The sequence below is a fragment of the Niastella sp. genome, from assembly GCF_045805085.1.
GTDB lineage: Bacteria > Bacteroidota > Bacteroidia > Chitinophagales > Chitinophagaceae > Niastella.
This window is the reverse complement of sequence record NZ_JBJMLX010000421.1, coordinates 1-24015: the sequence shown is the minus strand read 5'-3', so window position 1 is coordinate 24015 and position 24015 is coordinate 1. Positions and strand designations below refer to the sequence as shown.

Annotated in this window: 22 protein-coding genes; 11 read left to right on the top strand and 11 right to left on the bottom strand. The window is 44.6% G+C overall.

The window, feature by feature from the left end:
• Positions 1-21 precede the first annotated feature (21 nt).
• The 3 genes from ACJ751_RS22090 to ACJ751_RS22080 form a co-directional block, all read right to left on the bottom strand.
• Positions 22-288 (bottom strand): hypothetical protein, encoded by a 267-nt coding sequence (locus ACJ751_RS22090; RefSeq protein ID WP_407747700.1) that lies wholly within the window; start codon positions 286-288, stop codon positions 22-24.
• A gap of 42 nt (positions 289-330) precedes the next feature.
• Positions 331-1584, bottom strand: coding sequence for a methionine adenosyltransferase (gene metK / locus ACJ751_RS22085; RefSeq protein WP_407747699.1), 1254 nt, complete (start codon positions 1582-1584; stop codon positions 331-333).
• 134 nt (positions 1585-1718) lie between these two features.
• The gene (locus ACJ751_RS22080) at positions 1719-2531 is read right to left on the bottom strand and encodes a glycogen/starch synthase (protein ID WP_407747698.1); all 813 of its coding nucleotides are present in this window, start codon (positions 2529-2531) and stop codon (positions 1719-1721) included.
• Between the two features lie 182 nt (positions 2532-2713).
• Between ACJ751_RS22080 and panC the strand changes: the two genes are divergently transcribed.
• The 4 genes from panC to rfaE2 all read left to right on the top strand — a co-directional run bounded on the left by panC (position 2714) and on the right by rfaE2 (position 5582).
• Positions 2714-3553, top strand: a complete 840-nt coding sequence (gene panC / locus ACJ751_RS22075) for a pantoate--beta-alanine ligase (protein WP_407747697.1) — start codon at positions 2714-2716, stop codon at positions 3551-3553.
• A gap of 63 nt (positions 3554-3616) precedes the next feature.
• Positions 3617-3961, top strand: coding sequence for an aspartate 1-decarboxylase (gene panD, locus ACJ751_RS22070; RefSeq protein ID WP_407747696.1), 345 nt, complete (start codon positions 3617-3619; stop codon positions 3959-3961).
• 120 nt (positions 3962-4081) lie between these two features.
• The gene (locus ACJ751_RS22065; RefSeq protein ID WP_407747695.1) at positions 4082-5107 is read left to right on the top strand and encodes a lysylphosphatidylglycerol synthase transmembrane domain-containing protein; all 1026 of its coding nucleotides are present in this window, start codon (positions 4082-4084) and stop codon (positions 5105-5107) included.
• Positions 5094-5582: a D-glycero-beta-D-manno-heptose 1-phosphate adenylyltransferase gene (gene rfaE2, locus ACJ751_RS22060; protein ID WP_407747694.1), complete on the top strand. Its 489-nt coding sequence runs from the start codon at positions 5094-5096 to the stop codon at positions 5580-5582. Before ACJ751_RS22065 ends, rfaE2 begins: the two co-directional genes overlap by 14 nt.
• 95 nt (positions 5583-5677) lie before the next feature.
• Here the strand turns inward: rfaE2 and ACJ751_RS22055 are convergent, their stop codons facing one another.
• The 3 genes from ACJ751_RS22055 to ACJ751_RS22045 form a co-directional block, all read right to left on the bottom strand.
• The gene (locus ACJ751_RS22055) at positions 5678-6400 is read right to left on the bottom strand and encodes a DUF4294 domain-containing protein (RefSeq protein WP_407747693.1); all 723 of its coding nucleotides are present in this window, start codon (positions 6398-6400) and stop codon (positions 5678-5680) included.
• Positions 6401-6645: 245 nt separating this feature from the next.
• Positions 6646-9066, bottom strand: coding sequence for a cytochrome c biogenesis protein CcsA (gene ccsA / locus ACJ751_RS22050; protein ID WP_407747692.1), 2421 nt, complete (start codon positions 9064-9066; stop codon positions 6646-6648).
• Between the two features lie 9 nt (positions 9067-9075).
• Positions 9076-9495, bottom strand: a complete 420-nt coding sequence (locus tag ACJ751_RS22045) for a cytochrome c maturation protein CcmE (RefSeq protein WP_407747691.1) — start codon at positions 9493-9495, stop codon at positions 9076-9078.
• A gap of 293 nt (positions 9496-9788) precedes the next feature.
• Between ACJ751_RS22045 and ACJ751_RS22040 the strand changes: the two genes are divergently transcribed.
• From ACJ751_RS22040 to ACJ751_RS22015, 6 genes are all read left to right on the top strand, one after another.
• Positions 9789-10835: an agmatinase family protein gene (locus tag ACJ751_RS22040; RefSeq protein ID WP_407747690.1), complete on the top strand. Its 1047-nt coding sequence runs from the start codon at positions 9789-9791 to the stop codon at positions 10833-10835.
• 177 nt (positions 10836-11012) lie between these two features.
• Positions 11013-11594, top strand: coding sequence for a hypothetical protein (locus tag ACJ751_RS22035; RefSeq protein ID WP_407747689.1), 582 nt, complete (start codon positions 11013-11015; stop codon positions 11592-11594).
• A gap of 820 nt (positions 11595-12414) precedes the next feature.
• Entirely contained in the window at positions 12415-13938 is a 1524-nt protein-coding gene (locus ACJ751_RS22030; RefSeq protein WP_407747688.1) for an aldehyde dehydrogenase family protein, read from the top strand.
• Between the two features lie 160 nt (positions 13939-14098).
• Positions 14099-15595 (top strand): OmpA family protein, encoded by a 1497-nt coding sequence (locus tag ACJ751_RS22025; RefSeq protein ID WP_407747687.1) that lies wholly within the window; start codon positions 14099-14101, stop codon positions 15593-15595.
• 249 nt (positions 15596-15844) lie between these two features.
• Positions 15845-17557: a S8 family peptidase gene (locus ACJ751_RS22020; protein WP_407747686.1), complete on the top strand. Its 1713-nt coding sequence runs from the start codon at positions 15845-15847 to the stop codon at positions 17555-17557.
• 161 nt (positions 17558-17718) lie between these two features.
• Positions 17719-18294, top strand: coding sequence for a DinB family protein (locus ACJ751_RS22015; RefSeq protein ID WP_407747685.1), 576 nt, complete (start codon positions 17719-17721; stop codon positions 18292-18294).
• Positions 18295-18350: 56 nt separating this feature from the next.
• On the opposite strand, the gene ACJ751_RS22010 is transcribed toward ACJ751_RS22015, so the two are convergent.
• From ACJ751_RS22010 to ACJ751_RS22000, 3 genes are all read right to left on the bottom strand, one after another.
• Positions 18351-19121 carry a Rossmann-like and DUF2520 domain-containing protein gene (locus ACJ751_RS22010; RefSeq protein WP_407747684.1) on the bottom strand — a complete coding sequence of 257 codons (771 nt, stop codon included), beginning with the start codon at positions 19119-19121 and terminating at the stop codon, positions 18351-18353.
• Between the two features lie 62 nt (positions 19122-19183).
• Complete coding sequence (locus ACJ751_RS22005; protein ID WP_407747683.1) at positions 19184-19840, bottom strand: protein-L-isoaspartate(D-aspartate) O-methyltransferase; 657 nt, start codon at positions 19838-19840, stop codon at positions 19184-19186.
• 196 nt (positions 19841-20036) lie between these two features.
• Positions 20037-20930, bottom strand: coding sequence for an aldo/keto reductase family oxidoreductase (locus ACJ751_RS22000; protein ID WP_407747682.1), 894 nt, complete (start codon positions 20928-20930; stop codon positions 20037-20039).
• Positions 20931-21088: 158 nt separating this feature from the next.
• On the opposite strand from ACJ751_RS22000, the gene ACJ751_RS21995 reads away from it, so the two are divergent.
• A complete protein-coding gene (locus tag ACJ751_RS21995; RefSeq protein WP_407747681.1) occupies positions 21089-21802 on the top strand; it encodes a TylF/MycF/NovP-related O-methyltransferase in 714 nt (237 codons plus the stop codon).
• 81 nt (positions 21803-21883) lie between these two features.
• Here the strand turns inward: ACJ751_RS21995 and ACJ751_RS21990 are convergent, their stop codons facing one another.
• Complete coding sequence (locus ACJ751_RS21990) at positions 21884-22831, bottom strand: DNRLRE domain-containing protein (protein WP_407747680.1); 948 nt, start codon at positions 22829-22831, stop codon at positions 21884-21886.
• Positions 22832-23107: 276 nt separating this feature from the next.
• Positions 23108-24015, bottom strand: a 908-nt coding sequence (locus ACJ751_RS21985) for a PKD domain-containing protein (protein ID WP_407747679.1), incomplete at its 5' end; no start/stop codon positions are given.

Genomic DNA, 24015 nt, shown 5'->3' with positions numbered 1-24015 from the left:
TTAAATATTATTTTGCTCTATTTATAGCAGTCTAAAAAGTTTCAAAATTAAGAATAGCAAAAAGAGACTTTGCATCGCTACTATTATCCATTTCAATTGATCTTTAAATAGCTGATCCATGCGGTCTCCAAGTGCTGTAATATCCTTTTTCAAAGCAAGTGTAACATCCCGAAGTTCAGCACCAACGTCTTTTTCATTATCAGAAATCATTGCTTCTAATTTCCTATAAATATATTCAAAAAATACCATATAAACAAATGCCATCCCTTTAAAAGAGATGGCATTCAAGGATTTATGAGTATAAATCTGTACCGCTATGAGTACAAAAATTTACCGGATACCGAAAGCCTGCTTGATCTTTCTTACATAATCCAGCTTCTCCCAGGTAAACAACTCCACTTTCTTTTTAACGGTTTTGCCATCAGGAGCAGTGAAAGTTTTTTCCACTACTTCAGGTTGACGGCCCATGTGACCATAAGCGGCTGTTTCGCTGTAAATAGGATTACGCAGTTTCAGGCGTTGCTCAATAAAGTAAGGACGCATGTCGAAGATCTGGGCTACGCGTTTTGCGATCTCGCCATCTGTCAGTTCAACTTTGGCAGTACCATAAGTATTGATGTACAAACCCATTGGCTGGGCAACACCAATAGCATAAGAAACCTGCACCAGTACTTCATCGCACAAACCGGCAGCTACCAGGTTTTTAGCAATGTGACGGGTTGCATAAGCAGCTGAACGGTCAACCTTTGAAGGATCTTTTCCGCTGAACGCACCACCACCGTGAGCGCCTTTGCCACCATATGTATCAACGATGATCTTGCGACCGGTTAAACCAGTATCGCCGTGGGGACCACCGATCACGAATTTACCTGTTGGGTTTACGTGATATTTGATCTTGTCGTTGAACAGGTGAGCATATTTTTTATACTTGGCCTTAACGCGTGGGATCAGGATGTTGATCACATCTTCCTTGATCTTTTTCGCCATTTTGGCTTCTGTATCAAAATCATCGTGTTGCGTACTTACAACTATAGCATCGATACGAACAGGTTTGTTGTTATCGTCGTACTCGAGCGTAACCTGGCTCTTTGCATCAGGACGCAGGTACTCGATCTTTTTTCCTTCGCGACGCAGTGCAGCCAGTTCGATCAGTAATTTATGGGCAATGTCCAATGCCAGTGGCATATAATCTTCAGTTTCGTTGGTAGCGTAACCGAACATCATACCCTGGTCACCAGCGCCTTGTTCTTCTTTCTTGGTTCTGTCAACACCCTGGTTGATGTCAGAAGACTGTTCGTGAATAGCAGATAACACGCCGCAAGAGCTGGCTTCGAACATGTATTCGCTTTTGGTGTAACCAATTTTGCGAATTACCTCACGGGCAATTGTTTGTACATCGAGATATGCCTTAGATTTAACTTCACCTGCCAGTACTACCTGACCGGTTGTAACCAAGGTCTCACATGCTACTTTTGATTGGGCGTCAAAAGCCAGGAAGTTATCAATCAGGGCATCAGAAATCTGGTCTGCTACTTTATCAGGATGCCCTTCCGAAACACTCTCAGAAGTAAATAAATAAGGCATAATACTTTTTGTTTGATGAGATGGTATAGAATATTTAATGGGTAAATATATAAGTTCTCCTTATAAGTTCTAAGTTTTATGGTGTTGTAATTGTAAACATCATGTTATTAACTTATCGCTTATATGGATACTACTTATTTAGTGAGGTCGTTGTACAATTGCAGATAATCAGTTAAATCAGACTCGGCATTATAGGTGAGCACCTTTTTGCCTTTTACTTTTCCAAATTCATCCACCAGCTTCTTATCTACTTTATCAGCGCCAAACGTAATAGCATCGGCATACGTTGCCCCACCACGCATCATAGCAGTGGTAGTACCTTCTTTAAAAGGTTCCAGGTCTTTTTCTTTTACAACAGAACTGATTGAGGCAATTTTCAGGAAATCATCACCGAGTTTTTCTTTCACAGTGTTGTTTCCGATGGTATAAATAACCTTGCTATGCGAGAAAACCGGTTCTTTTTTATACGCTGTCTTTTGGTACAGGGGAATTAAACCGGTCATCCAGCCGCTGCAATGAATAATGTCAGGGGGCCAGCCAAATTTCTTTACGGTTTCCAGGGCGCCTTTGCAAAAGAACACGGTACGCAGATCATTATCATCATACCACTTTTCGCTTTCATCGTGGAAAATGGTTTTACGTTTGAACAGATCTTCATTGTCCAAAAAATAAACCTGTAAACGTGCGTTGGGTAAAGAAGCTACTTTAATTTGCAGGGGATAATCATCATTACCAACTGAAACATTAATGCCCGACAACCTAACCACTTCATGAAGGCGATGACGTCTTTCGTTGATGATCCCAAATCTGGGCATAATACAACGTACTTCAAAGCCATTTTCATTTGCCTTTATTGCCAACCGGTTTACCGTTTCGGAAAAATCCGTTAACTCCAGATAGGGGGACATTTCGTTAGCAATAAATAAAATTCTTTTCTTTGTCAGCATTATAGATAATAGTTAATGAGCTAACTTTTAAAAATCAGGGTGCAAAGTTAAGGTTTTTTTATTAGTTCTAATTCGTATGTTCTGGAACTCCGACCTTTGCCCCCTTTAAACCGAATGAATGATAATCCTGATTCTTATAGCAACAGGAACAGTGGAACCGGTAAAACTTAAAATTTCGTTAAATGATCATTTTTAAATATGCCGAACCGCTTGCCAGGTATATTCAACAGCAAAAAACCGCTGGAAAACAAATAGGGTTTGTACCCACCATGGGTGCCCTGCACAATGGCCATATTGCCCTTATTGACCAGTCAAAACAAGCCACGGCAGTAACGGTGTGCAGCATTTTTGTAAACCCCACCCAATTCAACAATCCCAGCGATTACCAGTTGTACCCTAACACCATTGAACGGGATATTATGAAACTGGAAGCCGCCGGCTGCGACGCTCTGTTCCTGCCTTCCATAGTTGAAATGTATCCCAACGGTACTACCGGTCTGGAGCATTATGACCTGGGTTACCTGGAAACTTTGCTGGAAGGAAAATTCCGCCCGGGGCATTTTCAGGGCGTTTGCCAGGTGATGTTCCGGTTGCTCAGCATGGTGCAACCGCATCAACTATTTATGGGTCAAAAGGATTACCAGCAATGTATGGTGGTTAGCCGCCTGTTAACGTTGATGAAGTCCGGCACCCGGCTGGTCACCTGCCCCACCCTGCGTGAACCAGATGGATTGGCCATGAGCAGCCGCAACCTGCGTTTGTCGCTCCATGACAGGCAACTGGCCACTACTATTTATCAATGTCTTACATTCATAAAACAGCAGCTCAACCAAGGCGTATTGTGGCCTGTTATTAAGGAGAAGGCCGGGAAAATGCTCACCGATACCGGTTTCAGGATCGATTATGTGGAACTGGCCGACGCCAACACCCTGCAACCCGCCACGGATTACCAGGGGCCACGGGTGGCTTTAATTGCCGCCTTCCTGAATGATGTGAGATTAATAGATAATATGTTGATGTAATTGTTATATTAAATTTACTAGCTTGCGCCCGTTTTATTTAAACAGAACAACAAGAACTACAGTATGCAAATTGAAATACTAAAATCGAAAGTACACCGCGCGGTGATCACGGAAGCTAACCTGAACTATGTAGGCAGCTTAACGCTCGATGAGGACCTGATGGATGCGGCGAATATGATCGAAAATGAGAAAGTGCAAATTGTAAACGTCAATAACGGCACCCGTATTGAAACCTACCTTATAAAGGGCAAACGCGGCTCAGGCGTATGCTGCTTAAATGGTCCGGCTGCCCGCCAGGGCGCTGTGGGCGATATCGTAATTGTTATTTCCTACGCTATCATGGAATTTGAAGAAGCAAAAAAACACAAACCGTCAATTGTATTTCCCAAAGAAGGAAATAAACTGTAACCAATTACATAGTAATAAGTTCACATGTCTGGCAGGCTAAAAAACTTGTCAACATGTTAACCTGTTATCTTATTAACTTGTAAGCAGCATAGCTTAAATTTGTAAGAATAATCGCTCCATATGAATAAAAAAATGCTGAGCATATTACAGTATATCCTATTCCTGGGACTCAGTATTTTTTTAGTATGGTGGTCGGTGCGAAAAATTACAGATAAGGGCTGGGACGACATAAAAAATGCCTTCCGCCATGCCAACTACCTGCTTATTATCCCGGTAATGATCACCTTGTTATTAAGCCATTACAGCAGGGCCTTACGCTGGAAAATATTAATGGAACCGATGGGCTTCAAACCCCGGGTTGCCAATGTATATATGTCGGTGCTTATTGGCTATATGGCCAACCTGGCCGTTCCCCGGTTGGGTGAAGTGCTAAAATGCACCATTCTTGCCCGTTATGAAAAAATACCTGCCGATAAACTGGTGGGCACCATTGTTGCCGAACGCGCATTTGATGTACTGTGCCTGGTACTGGTTATCTTAATAACCTTTTTTACCCAGGCCGATTTGATTGGCGGCTACCTCAACGAAACGTTGAATACCATTGTGCAGTCAAAAACCAGTTCGCTTTCTACCACCAAAATAATTATCCTGGTTGGTATGCTGTTGCTGGGCATAACGGCGGTGGTTGTGGTATTTAAAAAATTCTCACACATTAAGTTCATTCAAAAGATCAAGACCATTTTCGAAGGTATCTGGCATGGCATTACCAGTGTGCGGTACCTGAAAAATAAAGGCTGGTTTATATTTCATACTATTTTCATTTGGAGTATGTACCTGCTGAGTGTACAGATCGGTTTCTGGGCCATGAAGGAAACCGCGGTTTATTCCATCCCGAACGCATTATCGGTGCTGACCATGGGTAGTTTGGCCATGATCGTTCCGGCGCCCGGTGGTGGAATTGGCGTGTATGCCTGGTTTGTTCAAAACACCATGCTGATCTACGGGTTAAAAGAAACTATCGGGTTTGCCTTTGGCCAGTTGATGTGGTCGGTTCAATTCTTTTTTTCGTTGATCAGTGGTTTTATAGCCTTAAGCCTGTTGCCGTATTTTAATAAAAGTAGCACTACAGTAAATGAGAAAAGCTGATATCATTAGTACAAGGGTTTGCAGTTTAAGTGAAGCAAAACATACAATTGCACAGTGGCGGGTAACAGGTAAAACAGTTGCATTTACCAATGGGGTATTTGATATCCTGCATCGCGGTCACATTTTTTCGCTTTCGCAGGCCGCTGTGGAAGCAGATTATTTAATTGTTGGGTTGAATTCAGACGCCAGCACCAAACGTTTAAAGGGGGATAGCCGCCCGGTGAATGATGAACAATCAAGAGCCCTGGTACTGGCCGCCCTGTTAATGGTTGATATGGTGGTGATCTTTGAAGAAGACACCCCTCTGAACCTCATTACCACCCTGCAGCCTGATGTGCTGGTTAAAGGCGGCGATTATACGCTTGAACAGATCGTTGGCGCTAAAGAAGTAATGGAAGCCGGGGGAAAAGTTATCATCAACTCTATTGTGGAGGGGTTTTCTACAACCGGGATCATTCAGAAAATGAAGTCGTGAATCGTGAATCGTGAATGGTTCCCGATTGTTCAAATTAATAAACGAAGTTGCGCCGCCCGAAATTTTCGGCTCCCCCTTTAGGAGGCCGGGGGGTATTACATTCTGTGCATCCGTTCAACTTCCTGAACGATGTTTTCTATTTCGCGTTCGTCGCCATTGGCATCGTAGGGTTGTTTAAGATTGCTGCCAAAGAAAAAGGCAACGGTTTGCCAGGTTCTGGCGGTAAACCCACCTTTATATTCTTTGATGATCTCGTAGCAGTTATTACCGGTTTGCCGGTTAATGAGTTTCATCAAAACCCTTCCCTGGTATATCGACAATTCACTTAACGGTTCCGCAAACTGTTTCTTCAACTCTTTTTCACGGGACTTTATATACGTTTTTTTGTCTTTATCAGGCATATGCGCAATGTGCGCATTAATGTCGTTCATGATAATGCCGGCCCGGCGGGCATATGGGTAACACACATAAACTGCATTGCGTAAACGCGTCCATTCCTGTCTTTTCTTCAATAAATGTTTGGGATAGGGAGCCTGCACCCAGGTCCATTCGAGCGTTTGCGCCGGCACATATTCATTTCCAATTATCTGTGCGGGCACCGGAATGGTATCATTGGGGCCTAACTGCGGTAAGGGAATAGAATCAGGCGCCGTTTGAGCATGGGCTGCACCGATCGATACCGCTACTATTGCCAAAACCGCTAATAAAATCCTGAATATTTTTCTTTTTGCAGTCATTCCAATGGTACTAATATAATACAAATTCCTTTGTAATAATAATTCCAGAAAGACAGGGAAAGTAACCCGGTTCGCTGCCACACAATTCTTAAAAAATGTTTAAGAAAGGCAAAGTTACAATACGAAAGACCCAGGGGGAATAGTTGGGTGGAATTGATTTAGAAAAATACAATTAATCATTTATAATGTGAGGGTGAAAATCTGTCATGAGGCAGTTATTAAGTTATCAGGTTCTTAAGTTCGTAGGGATAACCCAATAACTCAAGAACCTAATAACTTACGAACCAAATAACCGGAACTTTATACTTCAAACGTTGAATTTTAAACTATAGTAGTTTAATTCTACGTATCATGCTAATTACAAAACCAATTATCATCAGAACGGTTCCCAACCAAACCAGGTTGATGAAGGGGAACTGCAGTACTTTCAATGCCAGGAACGGCGCCAGGCGCGAAGATTCCTTTACACTGATCTCCAGGTGTTTGTCGTCGGTAATGCGGGTGAGGCCAATCGCCAGCCCTTCTGAATACAGGGTATCAAGCATGTACTGGGCGCCATTGTTGCGCACATAAAATACAGGCTTTGCGGTTAGTTTTTGCTGTTCCTTGGTAATAACTGTCAAATTGGCCATTAATGCCGTATCCTTGCTGGTGAACCGGTGTTTTTCGTCGTGCGGATTTACAGTAACGCTATCCAGGATCATATACCCTTCTGAATAAAAGATGGTATCGCCGGTTTTTACCACATGATTTTTAAACTGCGCCGTATCGGAACCTTCCTGCACAGAGCTGGCATGGTTCACATAGCTGAAAATATCTTTATGCAGGTAATGCCTTGAATCGGGGTTGTTCGACATCCCCTCCTGCCCTTTGGTGTTCTTTATAAGGTCGGGGTATAAGCTGAATTTGTCTTTTCCGTCCTTCCGTTCCATATCAACCCGGAAGTAGGTCACATTCTTTTTCGTGCTCACCGAATCTTTAACATAGGTAGCCCAGTAGCTGCCCATATCGGTTTTTATCCCGCGGAACAGGGTCAGGTTCTCAAAACCCTCTTTTGGTTTTTCAGGACCAAAATTCAGCGGGTTAAAGGTGTTTACCGACAGGATCTCTTTTTTGGAAGAAGAAATAAGAATGCCCACCATCAACAAACCAAAACCCAGGTGAGCAACAGAAGCGCCGGCAGCTTTTAACTTACCATTCAACCCGGTGAAAATATAACCGGCATTGGCAATCACGGCATACACCGCAGCAAACAGGGCCAGGTGAATGGCAGCCAGGAAGCCATAACCGTATTTGTTATAATTAATGTGACCGAAATAGCTGACAGAAGCCGCCACCAGCACCGAAATGACCGTAGCCCACAACAGCTTTTTCGTAAAATACGCTTTTGACGTGTTCTTGTATTTGAGGTACTGGCTGATAGCCGTAAGTACGCCAATCACCACCGCTACAAATATTTGTATGCGGTTGTAGGGAAATTCCTTGTCCTCCCCGATCACCAGGTTGGTGCCAAACAATTTATTGAAAATGGGGAACGAAGTAGGGATAATGATGGCCATGGCCGACAGGAACAATACCAGCGAACCAATGAACATCCAGAACTCGCGGCTACTGAATTCTTCTTCCTTGGCAATATGCGGGATCTTTTTAAACCGCGCAATGAACAAGCTGAGCGAACCGGTGGCAAAGATCAGCACCCAGATGCGCATTTGCCAGTTCAGGCCCGAATCAACAAACGCGTGTACCGAAGTATCCTGCAGGTCGCCACTACGGGTAAGATAAGTTGAATATAATACCAGCAGAAAGCTCATTACAAAGAAAAAGTTGGTTGCCCGCAGCGAATGACCGGTTGAATTGTAAATAACCTGAGTATGAATGCCGGCCACCATCACCAGCCAGGGCACCAGCGAGGCATTTTCAACCGGGTCCCAGGCCCAGTAACCGCCAAAGGTGAGGGATTCGTAAGCCCAGGCGGCGCCCATCATAATTCCAAGACCGAATATGGCGCCTGAAAACAACGACCATGGCAATGCCTGTTTTGTCCAGCTGCCGAAGTCCTTCTTCCACATCCCGGCTATGGCATACGAAAAAGGTACAATGGTACTTGCATACCCCATAAACAGTACGGGTGGATGGATCACCATCCAGTAATTCTGTAATAACTGGTTGAGACCATTCCCATTATGAATTTTCGGCAGGCTCAGGTAATTGTCGCCCTGAAAAATGGGCGCATCCTGAAACTGGTGCCGGGTCAATAAAAACGGACTGCTGCCCACTTTCAGATCAAACACATACACCCCGATAATAAGGGTGGCCAGGCAGAATTGGGCAAAACTCATCACCGTCATTACGGGCGCTTCCCATTTTTTGGCGGTGGCTATCAATCCTACACCCAGTACCGATTGCCAGAAGGTCCATAACAAAAAGGCGCCCTCCTGCCCTTCCCAGATACTGCTGAGCAGGTATTTGGGGTTCAGGGAGATGTCAGAGTGGTTCCAGGCGTAAAAATATTCGTGATAATGATTGGCAATAATGTAGAAGATAATGCTGAAGGTAGCCAGCACCGAACCGGCATTAACCAAAAAAGCAATGCGGGCCAGTTTTTTCCAACTTTCGTGGTCGGGCTCTACAGTGGCATTGGAAGCTTTAAAATAAGCAATACAGGCTACCAATGACGCTACCAGGGAAAGCACTATCAGGAATTGTCCTAACTGACCGGGTAACAGGTGTTCACCGATATACTTCATTACAGGGTTTTAATTTTGAGACAGGTTGTTCGCAGCAGCCTTGGGATCGTCTTTATACTTGGAAGGACATTTTATCAGGATCCCATCTTTACGGGTAATTTCAAATACATTGCCTTGCATTTTTCCTTTCAGCACAATACGATCACTTTTCTCCATATCCATTGGCTTTTCGAAATAATACCGCACCTGTGCCCGGTTACCCAGCGAATCAACAACATAAAACTGGGTTAAGTTGGGGTTTTTGGCCGGGTCATATTCAACAGGAACAGAGGCCGATTTATCGAGTTTGGCAATTACGGTCACTGTTTTACCTTCTTTCTGACGGGCTGAGGCCAGGGTTTCATAGGAAGAAAGGTCGGCCATAAAGCTCAACAGGATCATAATGCAGACCGCAATTCCTACCAGAATAACAATATGGATCTTTTTCATCTGAAATATTTATTGTAACGCCTTGACGGCGTGGCACATTTGGGTATTTACGCCGCAAAGTTAGGTCAAATTTGAATTGAGGGTCAATAGATTTTATTTATGCATAAAGCAGACTTTGTTTATTAAGTGTTTCTATGTCGGAATTAACAAGCTGTTACCAGTTTTGCCGGATTTCGGTTGACGGGAAAACTGGAAACCGGTACCCGGTTTACTAACAAACGTCAGCTTGTTTTCATAATTTTTTTGCTGCTAACTATTAGTGGGCTAACTTGCACCCCGTTTTTTTATGTGTTATGACAGACCTATCACAATTTGATCCCAACGCGGCAAGCAATCCCAATAATAATATTTTTGGTTTGCCCTTTTCAGAAGAAGATGCCCGCTTGGTTATACTACCAGTTCCCTGGGAAGTTACCGTAAGCTATAATGCCGGTACCTCCCGGGCTGCCGACCATATTTTCAAGGCAAGTATGCATGTTGACCTTTTTGACCCTGACAACAAAGAATCGTGGAAACAGGGTTTTTTTATGCGCCCACCCGATAAAAAGGTGCTGTTGAAAAGCGATTACCTGCGCAAGGAAGCCGAGTTATACATCGATTATATCTGCCATGGCGAAGTGCTGGAGAAAAACCTCTTCATGTGCAAATCGTTGCGGGAGATCAATGAAGGCGGCGGGTATTTGAACAAATGGGTGTACGAACAAGCCAAACAACTGCTTAACCGCGGTAAGCTGGTGGCCATCCTGGGCGGAGATCACAGCGTAGTGTTGGGTTACTTCAAGGCACTGGCCGAACAGCATGGCGAATTTGGCGTACTGCAAATCGATGCCCATTGCGACCTGCGCGCTTCGTACGAACTGTTTACGTACAGCCATGCCAGTGTTATGTACAATGCACTGAAGGAAATTCCAACCCTCACCCACCTGGTGCAATTAGGCGCCCGCGATTATTGCCAGGAAGAATGGGAATATATTCAGAACAACAAGGACAGGGTAATACCCTATTTTGATAAAGACATAAAAGAACGCCAGTTCGAAGGAGAAACCTGGAAACAGATCACCGACGAGATCGTTAGCAAATTGCCCGAAAAGGTGCTGGTAAGTTTTGATATTGATGGGCTTGATCCTAAATTGTGTCCTAATACAGGCACCCCCGTACAAGGCGGATTTGAAACCGAACAGATCTTTTACCTGTTAAAAAAGATCGTGCAAAGCGGTCGTAAATTTATTGGTTGTGATCTGGTAGAAATTGGTGTAGGCGATAACAATGAGTGGGATGCCAACGTGGGTGCGCACATTTTATGGAAATTAGCCAACCTGTTGGTGGCCAGCAACCCATAAACGGCAAAGGGTAATCGTGAAACGGCAAACGTGAAACGTGAAAGAACTCGCGAGAATGTAACATTTCTCACTACTTTCATCTTTCGCCGCATTATCACCTCTATCAACCTTATCAACCAGTTAACCCGTCAACTTGTTAACTCGTCAACTGGTTAACTGATCAACTCGTCAACCACCATGGTATATCAATACGTTGTTACCCTGAAAAATCAAAATAACCGGTATATTGATATACTGGGGCTGTTGCTCAGTATTTTTTCTGTAGTTTGTTTTACCCTCGAATTATTACGTAGTTCTGCTGTAAGCCTGGATTATCTTATTGGCGCTGTGGCGGTGCTGGGCTTTATTGTTTTTAACCTTATCCAGCAGGCCAAAAAACAGAAAGTGTATTACAGCCGCGCCCTGCTTTTGGCGGGATTGGTATGGATGAAAATGCCCTACTTCTCCTGGCTGTTGTTTGTTTTTGTAATGCTGGCCTTACTCGAATACCAGGCTAAATACTCCATAGAGATCGGGTTCTCGGATAATGAGATCGTCATGAACTCCCTGTTCAAAAAAAGATACAACTGGACCCAGTTCACCAACATTGTACTGAAAGACGGCCTGATCACCCTTGACTTTGCCAATAACCACATTTTACAACGCGAAGTGGAAGACGATGAAGATGATGACGCCGATGAAGACGAGTTCAACGAATACTGCCATCATCAGCTGAGCAAACATCATAGTGAAACGGCAAACGGCAAACGGCAAACGTGAAACGGCTCGCGAGCATGAAACATTCCTCATTGTTTTCATCTCTCACTTTTTTCATCTTTCACCCTTTCAACTTTATCAACCCTATCAACGTTATCAACTTCCAACTTTATTCTTCCAACCTCCTTCTACCAGGTTAACTGGTCAACTGGTCAACTGATCAACTTTTCCACCTATTTCAAAGAACTTTCGCATACGAATACAAAGGTACCTTTCACCAGCATCCTTTTTCAAAAAATGGGACGGGCTTCGGGTTTTGATGTGATGATGTCCTCGCACGGGTGGGACGTTTGGTAGTTTCACCTCGAATTGACCTCGGAACCACCTCGGATTTACCTCTTTGGGTCCTCGGAAGGACCTCTGTTCAACCTTAGTTCAACCTCGGGGTCCGGGGAAGCAATGAGGTATCAATGAAGTATCACTGAGGTACCATCAAGACCGCATCAAGTATACCCACAAAGCGTAGTAACCTGCACCTACCTTGCACCAGGGTTGCACTAAACTATAGGGATGCAGTGCAACTCCAGTGCAATCCCAGTGCAACCCCTGCGCTATATAACCACACTCCTGTCTAATTCTGACCTAAGTAAATGACCTGTGGAACCAGAGCCTGGTTAACTTGTCAACCTTATCAACTCCGTCAACTATCAACCTGCACGTTTTTGCATGCATGTAACACCTATAACGGTTTACCACTGCCTACTGCCTTGCCCGCCGTCCGCGTATCGCTGAAGCTTTAGCGGAGGCGCAAGCTTTAGCGTAGGAGGGGCCCACTGCTCCCTGCCTTTCCCCCATTTCCCTTACATTTGACAAAACGAACTACATGGATTTTCTTGCTGCCTTAAAAATTACTGAAAAAAATTCCGGTGTTTCAACCGGTATCAGTTCCCTGCCGGCTCATGGCGAACTGATTGCGTCTCATTCACCCGTTGATGGTAAACTGATCGCCACCGTTCAGGCTGCCGATAGAAACGATTATGAAACCGTTATAGCCAAAGCCCAGTCCGCCTTTCTGGAATGGCGCACCTGGCCGGCGCCTAAACGGGGTGAAATTGTTCGCCAGATCGGGGAAGCATTGCGGGCCCATAAAGAACCACTGGGCAAATTGGTGTCATACGAAATGGGAAAAAGCCTGCAGGAAGGCTATGGTGAAGTACAGGAAATGATCGACATCTGTGATTTTGCGGTTGGCCTCTCCCGGCAGTTGTATGGATTATCCATGCACAGCGAACGCCCCGCCCACCGCATGTACGAACAATGGCATCCATTAGGCATTGTAGGCATTATTTCCGCCTTTAATTTCCCCGTAGCGGTTTGGAGCTGGAATACCATGCTGGCCTGGATCTGCGGCAATGTATGCATTTGGAAACCTTCAGAAAAAACGCCGCTGTGCGCAGTGGCCTGTCATAATATTATCGCCGACGTGTTAAAACGCAACAATGTCCCCGATGGCGTAAACGGTCTGGTGATCGGTGGCCGGGCGGTAGGCGAATGGATGAGTGCCGATACGCGGGTTCCGCTGGTATCGGCAACCGGTTCAACCCGCATGGGTAAAGCCGTAGGCGCCACCGTGGGCGCCCGACTGGGGCGCGCCCTGCTGGAACTGGGTGGCAACAATGCCATCATTATTTCAAAACATGCCGACCTGGACATCGCCATCCGCGGATCGGTTTTTGGCGCCGTGGGCACCGCAGGTCAACGTTGTACCACCACCCGGCGGTTAATCATCCACGAAGAAGTGTACGATTCAATAAAAACCAAACTGGTAGCGGCCTATCAGCAATTAAGTATTGGTAACCCGCTCGATGAAAACAACCACGTGGGTCCGTTGATCGATAAAGATGCCGTTGCCGGGTACCAGAAAGCGCTGGAGGCCTGTAAAAAAGAAGGCGGCCGCTTTATTGTGGAAGGTGACGTGCTCGATGGCGATGGGTTTGAAAGCGGTTGCTATGTAAAACCCTGTATTGCTGAGGTAGAACCACATTTCAACATTGTACAACAGGAAACCTTTGCACCCATTTTATATTTGATGAAATATAACACCATCGATGATGCGATCGCCATTCAAAACGGGGTGCCACAGGGTCTGTCATCGAGCATTATGACGCTGAACCTGCGGGAAGCGGAGCAGTTTTTATCTGCTAACGGCAGCGATTGCGGGATTGCCAATGTAAATATCGGCACTTCCGGGGCCGAGATCGGGGGCGCCTTCGGCGGAGAAAAAGAAACCGGCGGCGGTCGCGAAAGCGGCAGTGACGCCTGGAAAGCGTATATGCGACGCCAAACGAATACGATCAATTATTCTACCCAACTTCCTTTAGCCCAGGGTATCAAATTTCATGTATAAATAGTGCGAGGTAAGAAGTAAGAGGCAGGAAGTAGGAAATACAGGTTTCTTCTTACCTCCTACTTCTTACTTCCTGCTTCCCAATCATCCCAACCATCCCAGTTCAGACAATATTACCCGCATTAGAAACGTTACTACCAGTCTTTCAAGCTGAACCGGTATGAAGAAACTTTACGCACTGCTGTTATTGACATCAACCCTATACACTGCCAATGCTCAAATGCGGTTGGGAATTATGGGCGGTCCACAATCTTCGACAGTAAAAGAAACCAATTATCTACCGAACTGGGACAAAACCACCGAACCCTTTTATACCAAAAGAAGCGGGCTGCACCTGGGTCTTATAGGCGAAATACCCCTGGGTTATTCGAATAAAGTTTTTTTTCAACCTGGTCTCTTTTTTTCAAACAAGGGTAGAAAATTCTCCCGTTATTACGATACCACTACAGTAAAAACCGACACCCTGTTTTACAGCAATACGTTCTACACAAATTATATTGATATGCCGCTGAACATAGCGGTAAAACTTCGAATGGGCAGGAAAAGCAATTTCCTTATCAGCGCAGGACCATACCTGTCATTCTTTTATAGTGGCAAATCCAACTGGGAAAAAAGAGACACCGGACTGCACTATAAACAGGACGAATCTACCATTCAGGTGGGTAAAAATACCGGAATGGTAAAAACGTTCGATTTTGGGGTGAATGCCCGGGTTGGGTTTGAACTGGGCAACGTACTGTTGACCGGTTTCATTAGCCAGGGTCTTACCAATTTTTATAAAGCCTCCTACTCTGGTACCTTTAAACACCAGGTGATAGGCGCCTCTCTTGGTTTTTGGCTGAATAAAAAAGTAATCCTGACCAACGATAAAGATGGTGATGGCGTTCCTGACAAAGCCGATGCCTGTCCTGATGTGCCGGGTTCGGCCAAAGCAGGCGGTTGCCCCGATAAAGACAATGACGGCGTTGCTGATGCCCTGGATAAATGTCCCGATGTGCCTGGCTTGCCGCGCGACCGGGGCTGCCCCATCCTTGACCGCGATAACGATACTGTACTCGACGACGTAGACCAATGCCCTGATGTACCAGGCACCTTCAAATACCATGGCTGCCCCATCCCCGATACCGATGGCGATGGCCTGAACGATGAAGTGGATATGTGTCCTGATAAAGCAGGTCCGCCCGAATTTAATGGCTGCCCGATCCCCGACAGCGATGGCGATGGCGTGAATGACAAAGAAGATAAATGCCCGACTGTAGCTGGCACACTGGCCAATAAGGGTTGTCCGGACATTAAGAAAGAGATCGTTGAAAAAGTAAACTATGCCGCTAAAAAAATATTCTTTATAACGGGCAGCGATAAGATCGCGCCGGAATCGCACAGCGCGTTGAATAGTGTGGTAGCCATTCTGCGAACAGATACAACCCTGAAACTGTCGATAGAAGGCCATACCGATAACGTGGGTAAACCTGCCACCAACCTCACCTTATCGCAAAAACGTGCCGATGCCGTTAAAAACTACCTGGTGCAAAAAGGCCTTGACGCCAACCGGTTAGCAACAAAAGGTTATGGCCAGGAAAAACCGGTTGCCGATAACAGCACACCGGCAGGCAAAGCGGCCAACCGGCGCGTTGAATTGAAACTGTCACAGCAGTAAGGAAAAGGTACCTGGTACATTGCTTTTCTTTACAAAATCTTATAAACAAATTATCAGCCACTCATGTAATAACATACATGTGTGGCTTTTAATTTTATATTTTGTGCCTGACAAAAAATGAACGTTTGTAAAGGCGGGAAATCTTCAAATGTTAAGAATTAGTAAAAAACCAGATATTTGAGTCTTATATACCGTTAATAAACTTACGTTACGCATCTGTAAATCTGTAAAGAACAAAAACACTTGTAAATGAACAAACTGGTAAAAGTAGCAGGCTTATTAGCTGCCTTTGTGGTTGCAGAACAAACCTCTTTTGCGCAGCAGGAGAAAAGTATTAAAACAGGCGATGTGCCGAAGGGATGGCATCTGCTCGACAAAACCAAGGATGGATACTATGGGATCAGTGTCAATAAAGCCTATGATTTCATTCACTCCAAGAACCTGAAAGGGAAGACTGTGTTGGTAGCGATCATCGACTCAGGTATCGATACCCTGCACGAAGATCTGAAAGACATTCTGTGGGTAAACCCCAAAGAGATCCCAGGCAATGGCATCGATGACGACGGAAACGGCTATGTGGATGACATTCATGGCTGGAACTTTATAGGTGGTAAAGATGGTAAAAACGTAAAACAGGATTCTTACGAAGGCGCCCGCGTTTACCATATGTTTAAAAGCAAATTCGCCGATCAAAAGGTAGATACAACCAAAATGAGTGCGGAAGAAAAAGACCAGTACAAAATGTGGTTGAAGTCAAAATCAAAAGTAGAGGGTGATGGCGGCGACGAACAAATTGACGTGGTTAGACTGAGAAAATATTTAATCACTGCTCAAAAAAGTGACAGCATTTTACGGGCAGGCATGGGTAAAGATATCTATACCGGTAACCAGCTGGATACTTTTAAAACCGAATCGCCCGAACAAAGTTCGGCCAAAGGCGCCCTGATGTTCCTTTTCAAGAACAACCAGATGATGGAAACTACCAACAAGGAATTCCTGGATGGTTTTGAAGAGTTTGTTAGCGGTGAGGAAAGAAAAGAAGAGTCAAAAACAAAAGCGCCCGAAGATTACCGGGGTGAAGTTACCCACGATAACGAACAGGACATCAACGACCGTAGCTACGGGAACGCTGATGTAATGGCTTCAACCCCCTTCCACGGCACTCACGTGGCCGGTATCATTGGCGCTGAACGCAACAATGGTAAAGGAATGGATGGCGTTGCTGATAACGTACGTATTATGATGATCCGTGCCGTGCCTGATGGCGATGAGCACGATAAAGATATTGCCCTGGCTATTCGCTATGCGGCTGATAACGGCGCCAAAGTAGTGAACATGAGCTTTGGTAAAGATTTTTCTCCCCAGAAAAAATGGATAGATGATGCCGTTAGATATGCTGAAAGCAAAGGCGTTTTGCTGGTGCACGCAGCGGGTAACGACGCCAAGAACGTTGATACGGCTGATAACTTCCCCAATCCTGTTATGAAGGATACCCATAAAAAAGCGTCGAACTGGATCACTGTAGGCGCCAGCGGCGACCCCAATGCCGGTGGTTATACAGCCAGCTTCTCGAACTATGGTAAAAAACAGGTAGATGTGTTTGCGCCCGGCGTTAAGATCTGGTCGAGCATTCCAGGTGGCAACACCTATGGCAATGCCCAGGGTACCAGTATGGCCTGCCCGGTAGTGGTTGGTACAGCAGCCCTGCTGCTGGAATATTTCCCCTACCTCACACCGCAGCAGGTAAAATATTGCATCATGAAATCGGCCCAGAACCCTGGGGTGAAAGTGAACAAACCAGGTACTGACGAAACCGTTCTCCTGAGCGACATTTGTGTAAGCGGTGGCGTTATCAATGCCTACGAAGCCGCCAAGGTAGCCGCTACGCTTAATCCTTCAGGTAACAAGGTGGCTCCCAAAGGAGCGTCACCTAAACCCACGTTGAAGAACAAGAAAGGATAAGATTTTTAAGATATAAGCACAGGGGACACATTGAAGCGTTATGCTAAAATGTGTCCCCTGTTTCTTTTTATGCAGTTCCAGATAACAGGTTGCAGGGCCCGGAAAACCTGGAACCTGAAACTTGGAACCTGTAACTTTTTCTTTATTTTTAGAAAAAAAGTATGGTTAATAGAAAAGACATTACCGTACCTGATTTTTACAAAACCTATATCAATGCCCTGCAGGAAGACAATCTGCAGGAGGCTCTGACCAACAACACCCGCCGTTTTAGAAAACTCCTGAAACAGATCCCCCACAAAAAGATCAACTATGCCTATGCGGAAGGCAAATGGACGATCAAGGAATTGCTGCAGCACATCATTGACTCGGAGCGGGTATTCATTTACCGGGCCCTCACCTTTGCCCGTCACGACCCGGCGCCCCTGCCAGGTTTTGATGAGAACAACTGGGCCATAACTGCCAAAGCCCCCAAACGCAAATGGAACGAGCTGGTAGAGGAATTCAAGGCCCTGCGCAGCGCCAATGAACTGTTCCTGAATTCGCTCGACGATGACCAGTTACAGCAATCCGGTTCGGCCAACAACAACAACATCAGCGTTGCCGGACTGGCATTTGTTTGTGCAGGCCACGTAGCCCATCATATGCGCATTATCCGGGAAAGATACCTGGTGGATGGACAGGAGAAAGTAAAGACAATAAAGAAGAAAAAGAAAAAGCAACTGCCAAAGTCAAAGTAAGTAGCAGGTTGACCAGTTTACAAGTTGACAGGTCTGTTGCCGCAACGGCTTATTGCTTATAGCTTTGGCTTGTGCATTTTCTTTATACTCTCCGTAAACATAATATACATGGTTTTTAAAGCGGGATGCTGTTGTAACAGCGCCAGGTGTTTATGAATGGTGGCATCGTCGTTACGGACAGCCGGGCCCGTTTGTACAGCCACCGGCTCGTAATCATGCAGCCGTTCGGCCACCGAAGTAATCAGCGGCAACAACATATTGAAATCAACATGCTCCTGTAAACAATAAGCTTTTGCCAGGGCATATAAATGATTGGTAAAATTACTTACCAATACAGCCGCCACATGTAGTTTCAACCGTTGTTCATCACCGGCCTGTTGCACCTGGTTGCTGATGGAATTGGCAAACTCGGTAATAAGCGCCAGGTCATCTTCAGTATTGCCATCCACTAAAAAAGGAATATCGGGCAATTCATTCAACTCACTGCGGAGGCTTTGCAGGGGATATAGAATGCCATAGTTCTTGCTGCAGGCGCTTAGAACGTCCTTTGAAACCGCACCGGCGGTATGTACCACCAGTTTATTATTCAGTTGTAGTTGTGAAGCGATGGCCGCCACAGCGGTGTCACTAACCGCCAGCACATACAGATCGGCATGGGGGTTACAATGCTGCAGATCGGTGGTGAACGAGGCAGACAATGCATCGGCCAGTTCTTCAGCATGTAGTTGATTTCTTCCGCAAACCTGCACTATTTCATGGTCTGCTGCCAAAAACCTTTTTCCCAATATAGTTGCAACATTTCCTGTACCGATAATAACTATTCGCAAGCTGAGTTATTTAGTTTTTAAGTTATTTAGTTCTCAGTTGTTTTCTTAGGGGGTGTTCATTATTAATTGTTCTTTCCTTCAAGCATTGGCACAAACGAAAAATTGTCGAATAACTCTTCTGTCACACTACCATCGCGTTGTTTGGTAAGGCGTAACATGCGTTGGATGTTGCCCTCGCCTACCGGTATTACCATTTTGCCGCCTGTTTTTAACTGGTCGATCAATTTAGGTGGAATATAGGGAGCAGCTGCCGTAACAATCACCTTGTCGAAAGGTGCATAAGTTGGCAGGCCTTCATACCCATCACCATAAAAATATTTAATGTTGGGGTATTTGCTTCTCAATACAAAACCGCGGTGTTCTTCATACAATTTTTTCTGACGCTCAATAGTATACACCTGGGCATTCATTTCGCCCAGCACAATTGCCTGGTATCCACTGCCCGTACCAATTTCAAGCACTTTTTCGTAAGGCTTTACCTCTAACAACTGGGTTTGATAGGCAACCGTATATGGTTGTGAAATGGTTTGTCCTTCCGCAATAGGAAAAGCCCGGTCTTCATAAGCGACCCTGTCTAAAGCTGAATCGAGGAAATAATGCCGCGGGATCTGTAATATGGCTGTCAGCACCCGTTCATCGGTAATGCCTTTCTGTTTTAATTGATCAACGAGCTGTTTACGCAATCCTTTATGCCGGTAAGTATCTTCAAACGTTCTCATTTCGTTACAAAGATAGCTCAATTGGGAGGAAGTTGCGGCTTTGTGTTTAAGGTATGATGAAGTAGTTTTTCACGAGTCGTTACCAGTTACTGCACCTTCAGCGAAGCAAGGCCGGTTGGCCGGTTACCGGTAAAACTGGTAACCGGTAACCGGCGGCATATTGTTATTTGAAGTTTGCCTGTTGTTATCACAAAAATTACAAAGTACCGCGTGAGGCGGCATATAATTCATACCAATCCTGGTGATCGAGGTCAATAGAAAAGGCATTGGCAATATTGCGGATCCTTTGCTCATTGATGGTGCCTATTAAGGGCAAAGCACCTAATTTAACCAGCCAGGCAACAGCAAGGGATTCTATATCAGCATTGTATTTTTTACCCAGTACTTCCAGTGTGGAACGCACTTTCACTGCCTGCGCATCGGTGCCATTGGCAATACGGCCTGCTGCGAGCGGCGCTGATGCCAGCGGACGCATATACCGCTGTTTTATATAATCCAGCTGACCATTATCGAGGGCCGACGTGTTCAGCAGGTTCAATTCAATATGATTGGTAACAATAGGCGTACGTAATAAAGACGCCAGCAACTGATGTTGAAACACAGTGAAATTCATGACGCCGACGTTCTTCACTTTGCCAGACTCTTTCAGGCGCTGTAATGCCAACGCCGTTTCTTCCACATTCGATAATGGGTCAAGGTGATTGAGCAGGAAAATATCAATATAATCTGTTCGTAGTTTCCGTAGTGAATTATCTACGCTTTTAAGAATATGCGCGGCAGAAGTATTGTAATGATTAATATGTACCTCGGGTTGATCGGCATTGGGCGAAACAAACCCGCATTTAGAGAACAACACAATGTCTTCCCGTTTGAACGACTTCCGGTTAATCAGCTTGCCAAACAGCTCTTCACATTGGTAATTGCCATACATATCAGCATGATCGAATGTGTTTATGCCCAGTTCCAAACACAGGTTAACGATCTTCTCCATGGTTTGGGCGGCATCGCCGGTTACTTCATTCCATCTGTAAAAGCCATAAATAGCTGGTGATACTTTGGGTCCCGAATCGCTGAGATAAATTTTTTCCATGCTGATAACTGTTTTCTTTAAACACAATAATCGGGATTAAATTAATACGATACAAACTTTATAGCAGTTCCTGAAAATCACTCATATTAACAAATATAACATATAAAAAGAACAGATTTTTTTGTAAATATGTGAAGGGGAAACTTATTTTTGCGTCGATGAAATTATTTATTATCAGATATACCAAGATCGCCTTTATATACCTGCGATTGCACGTGATCTTCAATGTATTTTCTTCCCTGTTTTTAAACCTGTACTACCTTACTAAATTCTCTGCCTGGAGCAGTAAGAATAAAAAGATCGCCTACAACGATTTCCCCTCCAAATGGGATTACGAAAAACGATATAACTTATATAAATGGGTTATCGAAAAAGAAAACCTGGCCAATATTCCTATTAGTTACCTGGAATTTGGCGTTGCACAGGGTCATTCTTTTAAATGGTTTCTACAGCAAAACGGGGTTTCCGAAAGCCGCTTTTACGGGTTTGATACATTTACCGGTTTACCTGAGGATTACGGTCCGTATAAAAAAGGCGCTTTCGATAACAAGAATGCAGTGCCGGTGATCAACGATCCAAGAGGAAAGTTTTACCAGGGCTTATTTCAACAGACTGTGCCTGGCTTTTTAAAGGAATTGAACAATAACAGAAAAGTGATCATGCTCGATGCCGACCTATACAGCGCCACCTTGTACGTATTAACGAGTCTGGCGCCTTTTTTACAAAAAGGCGATATCATTTTCTTTGATGAGTTTGCAGTACCCACGCATGAGTTTAAAGCGCATTATGAGTTTGTACAATCTTATTACCCCAATATGGAATTAATTGCTGCAGCCAATAACTATTATTTTACCGCATTTAAAGTGAATTAATATTTCAGGGGTTCCGTATAACCACCTAAAAAAGCCCTTCCCGATGTATCAGGAAGGGCTTTTTAGTTTATTTAAACCAGTTTAATTTGCTCTTTTATAAACTACCACCAGTTTAGGAAATTTAGAAGCTAAACTGGGGTTAGGATTGTGACTGGATACGAAAATGCGGGAGTTATTATATGGATTTGCATTGTTGAATTGCAGCAGAAAACCGTAATTGGCGTTATTGCGGTACATAAAACTTATCGCACCTGTTACATCGAAGTTCAAATCAACTTGTGGTACACGGGTATTTTCCGCAGATGCAGTAACAGAAGTGGAAGATGGTTGATTATTCCAATTAACGGTGGAAGGCGACCAGTTTGCGGTTATCATTCTTGGCGAAAATGAATTGTCGGGACCTGAATTCGCATCTATTCCATTACCACTCATGGTTGGGCTGGGATAAGAATACAAATACAGGTTAGCGGTAACAATGGTTGAATTTGCTGGAATGCCGCTCAAATCAAATTTGATCATTGGCCTTACGTCATACCATACGTTATTCTTAGGCCACGTCATAAGCGGCAGGTCGTAGGTAGGCGCATAGCTCTGATCGATGTCGCCTGTGATTGGTCTTAAAGCCGCTAAATTGAATTCATATGGATTATTAGCCGGTTGCAAGGTCAATGTCTTTATTTCAATAGCGTTTACCAGTATGGAAACAGTGTCAACACCAGAAGCGCCTTCGTTATCGGTTGCCATTACCTGAAAAAGGTAGTTACCCGGTACAGAAAATACGATAGCGGTTGAATCGGCACCAGGATTAAGGATATTTGCATGGTTAGGTCCTGAAACCTGGCTCCATGAATAAGCCACTATCTTACCCTCATCAGTGGCTGTAACTTTTACTTTTGCAGAATCCGGGAGTGTAATGATTTGAGAGGGTCCTGCATCGGCTACAGGCACTTTATTGTCTACGTCTTTTTTACAACTTGCTACCGATAAAACTAATACAAAGGCTGCCAGCAGGTAACGGGCTCGGGTCATAACTTGATTTTTTAGATACTAAAATTTAACCACCCAAAATAAATAGTCAACTCCTGGTAAACAAGTTAAAAATCAATTATTTAATAAGTGTGCTTATTTCGCCGATAAACGTGCAGAAATCGGCTATAGCCGTGTAACCAATTCTTCCCGCAAACCCCTATGCGCCCAGGCTTATATTTCAACAAACTGTGCCTGGCTTTTTAAACCATGCCTGGCGTACATACAAACGGCTCCCGAAAAGGAGCCGTCGCATCTGTATATTGATGTTTTGAGGTGCTAGTTATACTTATAAACCAGTTCCAGTCTCGGATACTTTTGGGGATACGTTTTATTCGACGACGAAACAAAGATCCTGCTGTTATTAGGGGTTTCGTTTTGTAATCTTAACAGGAAACCGTAATTTATATTGGTGCTGATCATCTTCGATACGATCCCAGTAACGTCTACATCCAAATCAAGATAAGGCTGGTTGGTGGCCGGTACGGTAACCAGATCGTCTGTAGTGGCCATCGGGGGATTTTGCCACGTAGAGTAACTGTTCCATTCACTCGTTATCCGTTGAATGATCAACGCATTTGTGGATCCTGAATTGGCATCTGATTTATTGCCCAGCGTAGGTTGGGGATCTGAATACAGTAACAAATGAGCGCTTTTTACAGTAATAGGGCCTAGTCCGAAGCTAGTAAATTTTAATATTTGCCGCTGGCTATAGGTATTACCACCACTTGACCATACAACTGCTCCGATGGAAGTAGGGTTAGTAAGAAGGGTGTTGTAACTATTGTCGGTTCCGTTTACAAGAACAAGCGGAAATACGATTCCGTTGGTGGCCTCCTGATTCGTAACAAAGGTACGCAATATCTCCACATCAACGGTCATCGTATCAACCCCAACAGTCCCTTTGTCATCGGTGGCTGCTAATTGAAATACATAATTACCTGATTTATTAAATTCGATCCTGGTGGAAGTACCGCTCGGACTTGCTATTGTTGAGGCCGCCGGTCCTGAAACCTGGCTCCACAAATAGGTTATTATTTTTCCGTCATTGTCTGTTGCGGAGCCTGTAACATCAACATAATAGGTTTTAGTTGACAGAGACTGGCCGGCATCGACTATCGGCGCCTGGTTATCTTTATCTTTTTTACAGCTTGCTACTGACAGCGAGAACACTAGCGCTGCCAGTA

Bases quoted from the DNA above. Each gene is read 5' to 3' on its own strand.
- metK (WP_407747699.1), bottom strand. From the start codon at position 1,584: ATGCCTTATTTATTTACTTCTGAGAGTGTTTCGGAAGGGCATCCTGAT.
- ACJ751_RS22080 (WP_407747698.1), bottom strand. From the start codon at position 2,531: ATGCTGACAAAGAAAAGAATTTTATTTATTGCTAACGAAATGTCCCCC.
- panC (WP_407747697.1), top strand. From the start codon at position 2,714: ATGATCATTTTTAAATATGCCGAACCGCTTGCCAGGTATATTCAACAG.
- panD (WP_407747696.1), top strand. From the start codon at position 3,617: ATGCAAATTGAAATACTAAAATCGAAAGTACACCGCGCGGTGATCACG.
- ACJ751_RS22065 (WP_407747695.1), top strand. From the start codon at position 4,082: ATGAATAAAAAAATGCTGAGCATATTACAGTATATCCTATTCCTGGGA.
- rfaE2 (WP_407747694.1), top strand. From the start codon at position 5,094: ATGAGAAAAGCTGATATCATTAGTACAAGGGTTTGCAGTTTAAGTGAA.
- ccsA (WP_407747692.1), bottom strand. From the start codon at position 9,066: ATGAAGTATATCGGTGAACACCTGTTACCCGGTCAGTTAGGACAATTC.
- ACJ751_RS22045 (WP_407747691.1), bottom strand. From the start codon at position 9,495: ATGAAAAAGATCCATATTGTTATTCTGGTAGGAATTGCGGTCTGCATT.
- ACJ751_RS22040 (WP_407747690.1), top strand. From the start codon at position 9,789: ATGACAGACCTATCACAATTTGATCCCAACGCGGCAAGCAATCCCAAT.
- ACJ751_RS22035 (WP_407747689.1), top strand. From the start codon at position 11,013: ATGGTATATCAATACGTTGTTACCCTGAAAAATCAAAATAACCGGTAT.
- ACJ751_RS22030 (WP_407747688.1), top strand. From the start codon at position 12,415: ATGGATTTTCTTGCTGCCTTAAAAATTACTGAAAAAAATTCCGGTGTT.
- ACJ751_RS22025 (WP_407747687.1), top strand. From the start codon at position 14,099: ATGAAGAAACTTTACGCACTGCTGTTATTGACATCAACCCTATACACT.
- ACJ751_RS22020 (WP_407747686.1), top strand. From the start codon at position 15,845: ATGAACAAACTGGTAAAAGTAGCAGGCTTATTAGCTGCCTTTGTGGTT.
- ACJ751_RS22015 (WP_407747685.1), top strand. From the start codon at position 17,719: ATGGTTAATAGAAAAGACATTACCGTACCTGATTTTTACAAAACCTAT.
- ACJ751_RS22005 (WP_407747683.1), bottom strand. From the start codon at position 19,840: ATGAGAACGTTTGAAGATACTTACCGGCATAAAGGATTGCGTAAACAG.
- ACJ751_RS22000 (WP_407747682.1), bottom strand. From the start codon at position 20,930: ATGGAAAAAATTTATCTCAGCGATTCGGGACCCAAAGTATCACCAGCT.
- ACJ751_RS21995 (WP_407747681.1), top strand. From the start codon at position 21,089: ATGAAATTATTTATTATCAGATATACCAAGATCGCCTTTATATACCTG.
- ACJ751_RS21990 (WP_407747680.1), bottom strand. From the start codon at position 22,831: ATGACCCGAGCCCGTTACCTGCTGGCAGCCTTTGTATTAGTTTTATCG.